This window comes from Vibrio sp. D431a (assembly GCF_030248655.1).
GTDB classification, from domain to species: Bacteria; Pseudomonadota; Gammaproteobacteria; order Enterobacterales; family Vibrionaceae; genus Vibrio; species Vibrio alginolyticus.
Genome location: NZ_JAHGAP010000021.1, coordinates 74333 through 86058 on the forward strand (window position 1 = coordinate 74333; position 11726 = coordinate 86058).

At 41.4% G+C, this 11726-nt stretch carries 6 protein-coding genes and 6 tRNA genes; 4 read left to right on the forward strand and 8 right to left on the reverse strand.

What is annotated here, in order from left to right:
- The first annotated feature begins 34 nt into the window (after positions 1 to 34).
- From recB to KJB35_RS18135, 4 genes are all read left to right on the forward strand, one after another.
- The gene (gene recB / locus KJB35_RS18120) at positions 35 to 3622 is read left to right on the forward strand and encodes an exodeoxyribonuclease V subunit beta (RefSeq protein ID WP_285469519.1); all 3588 of its coding nucleotides are present in this window, start codon (positions 35 to 37) and stop codon (positions 3620 to 3622) included.
- An 88-nt stretch (positions 3623 to 3710) separates the two neighbouring features.
- Entirely contained in the window at positions 3711 to 7121 is a 3411-nt protein-coding gene (gene recC / locus KJB35_RS18125; RefSeq protein WP_285469520.1) for an exodeoxyribonuclease V subunit gamma, read from the forward strand.
- The gene (recD, locus tag KJB35_RS18130) at positions 7121 to 9220 is read left to right on the forward strand and encodes an exodeoxyribonuclease V subunit alpha (RefSeq protein ID WP_285469521.1); all 2100 of its coding nucleotides are present in this window, start codon (positions 7121 to 7123) and stop codon (positions 9218 to 9220) included. The genes recC and recD overlap by 1 nt, the downstream gene beginning before the upstream one ends.
- Positions 9221 to 9315: 95 nt before the next feature.
- A complete protein-coding gene (locus KJB35_RS18135; RefSeq protein WP_285469522.1) occupies positions 9316 to 9864 on the forward strand; it encodes a hypothetical protein in 549 nt (182 codons plus the stop codon).
- 242 nt (positions 9865 to 10106) lie between these two features.
- Here KJB35_RS18135 and KJB35_RS18140 read toward each other — a convergent pair whose 3' ends face one another.
- The 8 genes from KJB35_RS18140 to KJB35_RS18175 form a co-directional block, all read right to left on the reverse strand.
- Positions 10107 to 10544 carry a GatB/YqeY domain-containing protein gene (locus tag KJB35_RS18140; protein ID WP_285469523.1) on the reverse strand — a complete coding sequence of 146 codons (438 nt, stop codon included), beginning with the start codon at positions 10542 to 10544 and terminating at the stop codon, positions 10107 to 10109.
- Positions 10545 to 10591: 47 nt separating this feature from the next.
- Positions 10592 to 10762, reverse strand: a complete 171-nt coding sequence (locus KJB35_RS18145; RefSeq protein WP_285469524.1) for a DUF1778 domain-containing protein — start codon at positions 10760 to 10762, stop codon at positions 10592 to 10594.
- A 204-nt stretch (positions 10763 to 10966) separates the two neighbouring features.
- Positions 10967 to 11092 (reverse strand) — tRNA-OTHER (locus KJB35_RS18150).
- A 136-nt stretch (positions 11093 to 11228) separates the two neighbouring features.
- Positions 11229 to 11304, reverse strand: a tRNA-Phe gene (locus KJB35_RS18155).
- An 11-nt stretch (positions 11305 to 11315) separates the two neighbouring features.
- A tRNA-Asp gene (locus KJB35_RS18160) sits at positions 11316 to 11393 on the reverse strand.
- Positions 11394 to 11438: 45 nt separating this feature from the next.
- Positions 11439 to 11514, reverse strand: a tRNA-Lys gene (locus KJB35_RS18165).
- A gap of 2 nt (positions 11515 to 11516) precedes the next feature.
- Positions 11517 to 11592: transfer RNA gene (locus tag KJB35_RS18170), tRNA-Phe, on the reverse strand.
- A 5-nt stretch (positions 11593 to 11597) separates the two neighbouring features.
- Positions 11598 to 11672: transfer RNA gene (locus KJB35_RS18175), tRNA-Glu, on the reverse strand.
- Between the last annotated feature and the right edge of the window lie 54 nt (positions 11673 to 11726).

The following is an 11726-nucleotide window of genomic DNA, read 5'->3' on the forward strand; positions in this document are numbered from 1 at the left end:
ATCCATAATATCGACACTAAATACGAGAAATCGCATGATTGCCAAAGAGTTAAATGCTTTAGACGTCAGTCTACACGGCTCAAAACTAATTGAAGCTTCAGCTGGTACTGGCAAAACGTACACAATCGCCACTTTGTATCTTAGACTGCTTCTAGGACACAAAAGCTCAAAAAATTGCGTACATTCTACCCCTCTCTCAGTAGACCAGATTCTAGTAGTAACTTTCACTGAAGCTGCAACTGAAGAACTTAGAGACCGTATTCGAAAACGCATACGTGAAGCCCGAATTGCATTCATGAGAGGATTCAGTAGCGACCCCACTATTTCATCTATACTTCATGACACAAAAGACATTCCGACAGCAGTAAATGTTCTGCTTCGTGCCGAAAGTCAGATGGATGAAGCTGCGATCTTTACTATCCACGGTTTCTGTCAACGTATGCTTACCCAAAATGCTTTCGAGGCAGGAACTCTGTTCAATTCAGAATTTAAGCCTGATGAGTCAGAGGTCAGATTTCAAGTTGTTGCAGATTTTTGGCGTGGAAACTTTTACAGCCTCCCTAGAGGACTTTGTAATGAAATACGAAAAGTATGGAGCACTCCACATGACCTATTACGACAGGTCAACCCATTCCTATCCGGAACCAGAGTACACATCAAGTCCACTGCAACCCTGACTGACAATCTCGTTAATGCTCACAACAATAACCTATCTCGAATTGATAGCCTTAAGAAGCTAATCAGACAATACACGCCTGATGAAATTGATGAGTTAATAGCCAACTCAGATGTCTGCAAGCGCTCTTTTACCAAAAAAAGCAGACCAAAATATATCAATGAAGTGTGGTCTTGGGCAGAGGAAACCCCAACTTCTAGCTATGACTTCCCATCAACAATAGAAAAGTTCACCTGTGAATTCATAGAGAGTAAAACGAAAAAAGGCGACCCAATTCAACACGAAGTCTTTGCCGCGATCTCTGAATTCTTAGCAAACAAGCCATCCATCAAAGAAAGTGCTTTCCTAATAGCAGAAGCTCAGTGCCGAGAAGCTTTGGCAGATTCGAAAATCAAAGAAGCTTGGATGTCCTTTGACGATCTACTTACCAACCTATCACGCGCACTTGATGAAGATGAAAGCAACGTCCTTGCACACCGAATCCGGACTCAGTTCCCATTTGCAATGATTGATGAGTTCCAAGACACCGATCAGCTGCAATACAACATCTTTAAAAAAGTATACCAAGACAAGATGTACCCTGAAGATATTGATGATGTAGAGACCATTAAAACAGGACTCTTCATGATCGGCGACCCTAAACAAGCAATTTACTCATTTCGCGGAGCTGATGTATTCACATATATGACAGCTAAGCGAACAATTGACGAATTACTTACCCTCAGCAAGAACTGGCGCTCATCACATGAGATAGTTGAAGCCACAAACGCGATTTTCAAAACAAATGAAAGTCCGTTCATGTACAACGAAGACATTCCGTACACACCCGCTGTAGCTAATAGCAAGCCTGAAGAGCGAGAATGGTTCCATGGCGGGGACAAGCAAAAGGCAATGACCATATGGTGCCCTGAGTCTTTGGACAAGCCTGTCTCAAAAAGTAGTTACCTTAATGACATGGCGCATTCCACTGCTTCACAAGTTCAAGGCTTGCTAAATGGCTTGGCCGATGAAACTACCTACCTTACAGAAAAAGGCAAAAAGAAGCTTTTTAACGCGAGCGACATTGCAATTCTCGTTAGGACTGGACGTGAAGCAGCCTTGATTCAGCGAGCCCTGATAGATGTCGGCATATCTTCAGTCTACTTATCCGGAAAAGAGAGCGTTTATACATCAACAGAAGCTAAAGACCTGTATAGGTTATTAAATGCTGTCCTAGACCCAAAAAATGAACGCTCACTTAGAGGCGTCCTCGCGTCTAACCTGTTCCGTATGGGATCAGATGAAATCGAAGCGCTTAATCAATCTGACAAAGATTGGGATGAAACCGTTTTAGAGTTCATGAACTATCAAACAACGTGGAAGCGCTCTGGTATTTTACCAATGATTCGCCAAGTCATTACTTCACGAGGTATTGCTTCCAAAATTATGAGTGAAGCTGGCGGAGAAAGATCGCTTACCAATCTACTCCACATCGGTGAATTACTTCAGCGTGAAAGCCAAACTATTGATAGCGAACACGGCTTACTTAAATTCTTTGATGAATCCATAAAAGCTCCAAATGGAAATGCCGAAGAGCAGCAACTACGTTTAGAATCTGAACAGAACTTAGTACAGATTATCACCATCCATAAATCTAAGGGACTGGAGTATGACTTTGTTTTCATGCCTTTTGTATGCGGTATACGAGAGTTAGATACAGTTCTTTTTCACGACCCCGATACAAATCAACAAACCTTGGATATAACTGGTTCCAAAGAAAATGAGAAACTTGCATCCAAAGAAAAGCTTGCTGAAGATCTCAGGCTTTTATACGTTGGTCTAACTCGCTCTGTTTATGCAACATTTATAGGCATGGCACCAGTTTGTAATGGATTAAAGAAAACTGAGCCAACTGGCTTGCACAAGACTGCTATCGGCTATCTAATCCAAGAAGGCAAGGAGTATGGGATTAACGACCTTGATTTAGCTTTACTAAAGCTAGAGAAGAATTGTGAATTTATTAAAATCGTTACCCCTCCTAACCGTTCTAAATCCGTTTCAGTCTCAGTTAATCAAGAGACAGTGAAGGTTACGCCCAAAACCTTCAAAGGTTCAATCGAAAGCGATTGGTGGATTACTAGTTATTCTCACATCACATCAAATTTAAGCGGACACCATGGAGCTACACTGGATGTTGCTGCTGTTGACCCATCTCTGTTTGCGGTAAAAGAGGAAGAAGTAGAATTAAACCCAGCAAAAAACATCTACACTTTTGCTCGTGGCGCAACTGCTGGTACATTCTTACACGCAATCTTTGAAGAAGTTGAGTACACCAAGCCTGCTTCCGAAAAGTCCAATACTCACATCATCCAAGAACTAATGAGACTGAATAGCATAGACGAAGAATGGTTACCAACCCTTCAAAAGCTGGTGGATGACGTACTTAGCTGTGATCTTGACGGTAAGGGATTAACTTTAAACTCAGTTCCAGCTGAGGATAGGCTCGTAGAAATGGAGTTTCTACTGCCCATCAGAAAGTTTACCTCTGCTGAACTAAACCCTGTAATGAAAAGGTACGAGCCACTCTGGGGTGACTTTAAGCTCGATTTTAAAACAGTAAGCGGTCTTCTCAAAGGCTTTATCGATCTTACATTCCAACATCAAGGAAAGTTCTATGTCCTTGACTGGAAATCCAATTATTTAGGAGGGTCACCTGAGTTTTACCACCAAGAGGCACTTCAAGAGTCAATGGCTGATCATCGCTACGACTTGCAATGTGTTCTTTACGCTGTAGCTCTGCACAAATTCCTAAAGTCCAAGCTTCAAAACTACAATTTTGAAGACCACATGGGGGGCGCATTGTATATCTTCTTGAGAGGTATAGAAGATGGCACCAACAATGGCATTTACTACTCTCTTCCACCTAAAGAATTTGTAGAAGAATTAGAGAAAATCCTATTCCATTAGAATGATTTGCAATAGTACCACAAGCTTAGACTTAACATGCGTTTGTGGTACTATTACTAAGATAAACACTAAAGGTAAAGGATGTGAGATGTTCACCGTCTACAACTCAAATCAGATGGACTTACTTCGCGAACTCGTTCTAAAAGTAAGCGAGTTAGCTCCAAGGGAAAATGTATTTCAAGAAGATGTAATCCTAGTCCAAACCCCCGGTATGGCTCAGTGGGTAAAACAAAGTCTTGCCGATCGATTTGGTATTTGTGCCAATACAAAATTTCCTATGCCTTCTAGCTTCATCTGGAATGTTCTGTACGAGACAGTACCCGATGTTCCAAAGGAGAGCGCCTTCACCAAAGACTCAATTAAATGGGCTCTTAACGAAATCCTGCCTGAAGTAATCGAATTGGATCTATACGAGCCGCTGAAGAACTACATGACTAGTGGAGATGTAACGCCTACAAAACTCCACCAGCTATCAGGTAAGGTTGCTGATGTATATGATAAATACTTAGTATATCGACCAGATTGGATTTCTGATTGGGAAAGAGGTGAAGTAGATCAAGACCTTGTTCAAGAGCATCCATGGCAACCTGATTTATGGAACCGAATTCACGACCACATGGTTCAGCTCGGTAAATCTCCATATCATCGAGCCAACATGTTCGAAACTTTCATTGAAACTTTAAATAATTACGCTGCTCTTAATCAGCCTTTAAGTTCAAAGATTCCAAAACGTGTTTGTGTTGTAGGTGTTTCCTCTCTCCCACCTTCACTTTTAGACGCCTTTGTTGCTTTAGGTGAGCACATCGACATCCTTTACATGAACCTCAATCCATCACATTTCTACTGGGGTGATATTAAGAACAAAGGTCATGTGAATAAATTACTTCTAAAACAGTACCAACAACAGCTTAAAAATGGGGAGTTTGACTCCACTCCAATAGAGATCGATGAAACTCTTGCAAACAGTTACGGCAATAGTTTGCTCTCTAGTATGGGGACACTTGGTCGCGACCAAAATGCATTATTCGCAGAACGCGAAGTTGTGCAAGGTGAGGCGTTCTCGGAGACAGAACGCTCAACATTACTCAAGTGTATACAAAACGACATCTTCAATCTTGAAGATAAAGGCGACCCGCAGCACTATGAAGACAGCTCAATCAAAGACATTGTAGCAACCAACGATGATTCCTTAAGTATTCATCAATGCTACTCCTCTATGCGAGAGATAGAAGCGTTACACAACTATGTTTTGGACTGTTTAAACAGCGACCCAGAGCTTACACCTAAGGACATCATCGTCATGGTGCCCGATATAAATGAGTATTCTGCTTATATTGATGCTGTATTCGGAAACGTCCCATTCTGGGATAACAAATATATTCCCTACTCTGTTTCCGACAAAACAGCCAATAACGAGTACCCTATCGTCGCAACTTATCTTGAGCTGCTTAAGCTAAACGAAAGCCGTTTCAGCGCTACTGAAGTGATGGAGATTCTGAAGAATAAATCTGTGCTCAACAAGCTCGATTTAACTCAAGAGGATTATGATGAGATTTATGTAATAGTCAAAGATGTTGCAATTCGCTGGGGAATGGATTCGCAGCACACAGACGATAATGGTGATGTTCAAATAAACGTCAATACATGGAAGACTGGAATTTCCAGAATGCTGATGGGTTATGCATTGGATTCTGATCATGGTTTTTTCGAAGGAATCTTACCTTACAACGCACCCATGGGCACCAACCCAGAAATACTTGGAAAGCTTAGCGAGTTCATTTCCCTCCTTGAGACTTGGGCTAACAAGCTTCAAGGGTGCTTAACAGGTGATGAGTGGCTTATAGCATTAACTGATCTTCTTGGTTCATTTTTCGAAGTAAAAGAAAACTCGGATATGTACGCTCTTAACCTTGTTAAGGCGAGCATTCGTAAGCTTTACAGAACCCTTAGAGAATGCCAATACGACAGCCCTATTTCACTCAATATTGTTCGAATGGAGCTTGAGGACGTTCTTACATCAGAGCAAACAAGCCAACAATTTCTTGCTGGCAAATTAAACTTCTGTACGCTGATGCCAATGAGATCCATCCCGTTTAAGCTAGTGTGTATCGTTGGGTTAAATGATGGAATCTTCCCTCGAACTCAAACAGCGGAGAACTATGATCTAACGGCATTCTTCCCTCGATTAGGAGATAAGAGCCGTAGAAATGAAGACCGCTACATGTTCTTAGAAGCTCTTCTAAGCGCACAGGAAAAGCTATACATCAGCTACATAAGCAAGTCTGATAAAGACGGAAGTTCTCGCATCCCAAGCATAATCGTTCAGGAACTTCTCGACTATATCCACAGTGGATATTGTTTAGAGGGCGAGACAGACCTTCCGGCAGACATTTCTGGTGAAAATCTAATTGAGCATCTTTGCACGCAACACGCAATGACACCATATTCTCCGAACGAGTTTACCCATAATGGTGGTTCGTACAACGAGTCTTGGGCAAACGCAATTAATAGCGTCGAGGTGAACGAATCTGTTAAGTTCGATGATAACACCCTCCCACCAACAGAAGAGAGCGTTGAAAGACTCAACCTAACCGAGCTCCTAACTTTCTGGAAGTCTCCGGTTAAACAGTTTTTCAACCGTCGTCTTAAGGCAGATTTAACGCTGCAATCGAACGCTTTAAACGACTTCGAACCATTCGAGTTTGACCCACTCGAAAACCATAAGTTAAAAGCATCTATGCTAAAACTTATGTCAGAAATGGAACTTAGCACCCCTGAAGGTGAAATTGCAGAAAAAGCGGTTAAAAGCGTACTTGAAATAGCCAGAGGAAGAGGCATTTCCCCAGTCGGTCATTATGCTGATCTTATGATGGAAGAAGAAGCCTTGAATGTCCTCAACGTTAACTCTTATGTACAAAGTTTATGCGTTGGTGAGGAGAAAACATACGAAATCTCAATCCCCACACCTATTGATAAGTATGGTATTAAACCAACACTTGCAGGCGTCATAAAAGGCGGTTACGAAGACCGTGTATGTGATTTCAAAGTAGGTAAAGTACACGGAAAGGACTTACTTGAAGGCTTTATTAAGCAGATTGCTCTGTCGCTAATGTCACACAGATTAGAGGTGTATGTTATCGGCACAGACAAATCTTACATGTTCGAACCAATGGAAAAAGAGTTATGTGAAGCCTTGCTCATTACCTATGTTGAGGCATATTTTGATGGGCTCTCTAAGCCATACCCTTACCTTCAAGACTTTGCCTTAATCTGTGCAAAGGCAATTATCCAAAAAGGGAGCTCTACAGACACCGAAGATCTCTGTATGACGAGAATGAAAGCTCATTACGAACGAACGTATGCAGAAAATGGAACATTCCCCGAGCCGCATGTTAGACGCGTATGGTCAGACTGGGATGAGATGCTTGGAAGGCAATTCTACATAACAGCTGCAAAACACCTTGAACCAGCCTTAAAGCAAGCTAAGGAATTGGAATAATGTCCAAGACTATTGAACGATTAAAGAACCTGAAATCTGAAGGCGTCATTACAGAAATTGATTACCATTTTGCATCAACTCTGATGCAATATGACCGCGACAACGAGTTGCTGACTGAGCTAACCCCTTTTGTTTCAGCTCTACTAAGCACAGAGCTAAGTCGAGGCAATACATGTGTAAAGATAGACAAAATCAACCTCAAACGACCTTTCGGACTTAAAGAGGACGATTGTGTTGAGTTACTAAGTAACATTCCCGATCGTACACTCTGGGGAGAACTTTTGCTCTCTTCATCAGTTTGCTCCGAATCTGGACAAACACCCCTCATATACAACGAAGGAAGACTCTACCTAAATAAATACTGGCGTTATGAGAAGTGTATTTCAGAAACACTTGTTCAACTAGCATCTCAAAGCGCCAATATAAACACTAGCGAAATGAGAGCATACCTTGAAGAGCTCTTTCCTAGACCTTATTCATTCTTAATGAAGGCTCTTAGTAAGGCTAATAGCGACGATGACTTAATTGAAGCCGCTATCGACGTTCTAGACATCGCACAACCTCAATCAATTAACTGGAACGATACATTACCAGTCTTGCAACGAGCTAAAAGCGCAGAAGATTTAAAAAAACTTTCTAAGCTAATACCGGAAAACTCAAGACTTGATTGGCAAAAGATTGCTGTTGCCTCTTCTCTGCTCAAGCCACTAGCAATTATCACAGGGGGTCCCGGAACTGGCAAAACAACAACAGTCATCAAACTATTGGCATCCATGATTCATTCACATCGAACAAATGCTAATGATGAACTTAGCTACATCCCTCCTACAATAAAACTAGTCGCCCCGACTGGTAAAGCCGCCATGCGCCTTACCGAATCAATTGGGGGAGCACTCCAAACAATGAACTTGGATGAAGATGTTGCCGCTCATATCCCGACCCAAGCGAGCACTCTCCATCGGCTACTTGGTGCAACAAAAGGAGCTTCAAAATTCAGATTCAACGCCGAAAACAGACTCCACCTAGATGCTTTGGTGGTAGATGAAGCTTCAATGATTGACCTCCCAATGATGTTCAGTTTAGTGTGTGCATTACCACCACATGCAAAATTAATACTACTAGGTGACAAAGATCAGTTGGCTTCAGTTGAAGCTGGTTCAGTTCTTGCTGATTTTTGTGCTTTCTCAAGATTCAGTTTTAGTAGTAACCACACGTCGCAAATCGAAGCTCTTACAAGCTTTAAGATAAACTCAAGTCCTAAGGCAAAGTTATTAACAGACTGTGTAAGCGAGCTTAAGAAGAGTTACCGATTTCACGCCAAATCTGGAATTGGTCAGCTGGCAAAGGCCGTAAACAATGGTGAAAGCGCAGATATAGATAAAGTGCTTTCTGAAGGTTTCGATGACGTACACTTCTCAGAACTCAATGCCAACAGCTACAATGAAATGATTACTCAGGTTTCAGCTAGCTACGCAGAATACATTGACTTGATTCGCACGGGTGCTAGCTACAAGGAGATTATTGACACTTATAACTCCATTAGACTTCTTTGTGCTGTTCGTGAGGGTGAGTTTGGATTAACAGGACTTAATAGCAAAATAGAGAAAAAGCTTTGCTCAATGGGTCTACTAAGCATTCATAAGCACAACTCGTGGTACGAAGGTCGTCCAATCATGGTTGTACGTAACGATTACTCCACAGGACTGTACAATGGGGACATTGGGATAACTGTAAGAGACCCAGAATCTAACAATCTCATCGTAATTTTCGAGTTCCCTGACGGCTCAATCAAACAGTACCAAACGTGCCGAATTCCTGATCACGAGACGGCATTTGCAATGACAATACACAAATCTCAAGGCTCTGAGTTCCCGAACACATACATGGTATTGCCCGTAAAACCAACTCCAGTATTGACTCGCGAACTTGTCTACACGGGCATTACTCGTGCTAAAACAAATCTACACATGTTTGCAACGCGAGATATTTTGCATAGAGGGGCTAAAGCCAGAACAATCAGGCATGGTGGACTATTCCCAAATCTACTCAAAGCAATCGCTAATATCGAAATACGAAAGTGTGAAGATCCACTTAGCTAAACACGGTCTTTCAGTTAAAAAATGCGAGGCTCAAACCTCGCATTTAAATTTGAGACCTTAAAAGAGACAAAAATTCTTTGTATGATGAATAGAAAATGAATCATCAAAGTAAATCATTAAAACTAGGGTATGGACTTATTATCCTTTCCTACATAATTCTATTACCTTCCATTTTTCTAAAAGAATCATCATCTGGTTTAGCAACTATCCTTTCTACTCTAATGGGTGTTTTCCATTTAGTAGGAATTGTAGCTATATGGTTCGCTAAGAGAAAAGCAACGGAAGAAGAACTTAAACACTGCCATTACATTATTAAGGCTTTTTGGATCTACAACATCGCTGGAGCAATCCTGTTAGGGATTTCTATCTGGGCAGCAATGCAGGTGGTTCAACTAAGTATTGACCCTGTCACAAATCAAATCACATACGCATTTGTTGAAAATAAACTCATGTCTGGAGTTACCGCTGCAAGCAGCTTTGGGCTTGTACTCTTTTCTATCTGGTATTTAGTAAGGACAGTCAAAGGAGCCTACTTTTATTACAAGAATAAAGAATTGAATTTTACAGTTAGACCCAGCTTATGGCTCGCTCTAAAGGCAAAAATACAAGAAAAATTTAAGATTAAAAGTCACCAAAGTACGTAACTTCTTAGCAAAGGTACTAAAAACCTCAAGCCAAGATATGACCCTTCACACGTTTAAAAAAGGATGAGTACATGCTCATCCTTTTTACGTAAGAATAATAGAACACCAAGGCGCAAGATTTAATAAAAGAGTTGAAATTCGAAGAGTTTAGCCACTGAATTCCCTCATAAGAAAGAAGATCTATCTGAAAAAAAAGCCTCCTTAGCGACTCAAAGAAGGCTTTTATGGACTCATCAGAGTCATCAGAGTTTAGTACGAATGTACAAAGAAGCTTCTGAAGGATTGTATTGCCCGAAATGATTTGATTTCAAGTAACCCATAACCCTTCCCAAATCAGACTTACTTTGAGCCTCAAGCTTGGCGATAATGGCATCAAGATCTGCATCTGATAACATCTGAATTGATGCAAGTGACAACAGCTCATTCATATAAGCAATTTCTTGCTCATACATTTGAAGATCTTTCTCGCGATCATTTTCTTTACAGATTTTGATGTTGAAATTGATTTGCTTTGTAAGACCATGGATCTCAGAAACAACCAAATCTTCACTAACAGACCCACCTGTTTTTTCTACAGCTTGCAAACTAGCGAGCAGTAGTCCAATAAGTTTACTTTTTGGTTTTTTACCTTGCTTCAAAGCAAGAAGTTTTTCTTTTTTTAGGGTTTCAATTGACAGCATAGTCTTCTTTTTTCAATAGTTTAGTAGATTTAATCTTAATTTATGAGTTAAAGCATTTTCCCACTTTCACTCAGGCGAGGTTTACGCATTAGCGACTTCATCCCCTCAGAAGGCTTTGGAGGATTTTCTAGAATATTTGATAGCTTCTTCCAAGCTTGCTGTGATAAATGAGTTGTTGCTTTAACCTGAAATCGCTCTTGTTTATTCTCAATATTCATAACTCACCATTTTATAACTCGGAGGAATGGGCTTGTGTCTCTGGATAGGCTGCTAAAACAGTACCTATCTTGGTTTCGAACCATTAACCAACGCCTAAAGACAATTATTTTTCCTGTTGGCAAGCCATTCCAAAATTCTTAAACAACGTTAATCACTAAAGTGTACAAAACAAAATAAAGTAATACTTATACCGCGAAAGTTATTGGTGCCTCCTACTGGATTCGAACCAGTGCACGCTTTACATGTACTCATCGATGCATCAATTTTCTAAAACCAAACGCTTTTCTAACTAGTAGTTTGGAAGGCTCTTGCCGCTGAGCTAAGGAAGCAATTCACGAAGAATAACATTTTTGTTCTGATAATTGGTGCTTCGCCAAGGAGTCGAACCTTGCTACCAAAAGTCGCACGCCGTTTAGAATTCAGGAGTCCAACCTGACATCTTTTGAGCAGAACCACTACGAAGCATGGTGCCAAGAGGTGGATTCGAACCACCGACGCAAGGATTTTCAGTCCCTCGCTCTACCAACTGAGCTATCGAGGCAATATCATAACTGGCGGAGGCGACGGGACTCGAACCCGCGATCTCACAGCGTGACAGGCTGGTGTCTTAGCCATCTCGACTACGCCTCCTAAAACTTTCCATTTTTAAAAACACTCTAAGAATGCTTTTAAAGATGGTGCGGGTAAGAGGACTCGAACCTCTGACCAAGTCATTAAAAGTGACCTGCTCTACCAACTGAGCTACACCCGCAATGGTGGGAAGGAGGAGAGTTGAACTCCTGACACGAGGATTTTCAATCCTCTGCTCTACCAACTGAGCTACCGACCCATATTTGGTACTCCGTAGGGGAATCGAACCCCTGTTAACCGAGAGAAAGTCGGTTGTCCTAGCCACTAGACGAACGGAGCACATTGTATCTGGCGGAGGCGACGGGACTCGAACCCGCGATCTCACAGCGTGAC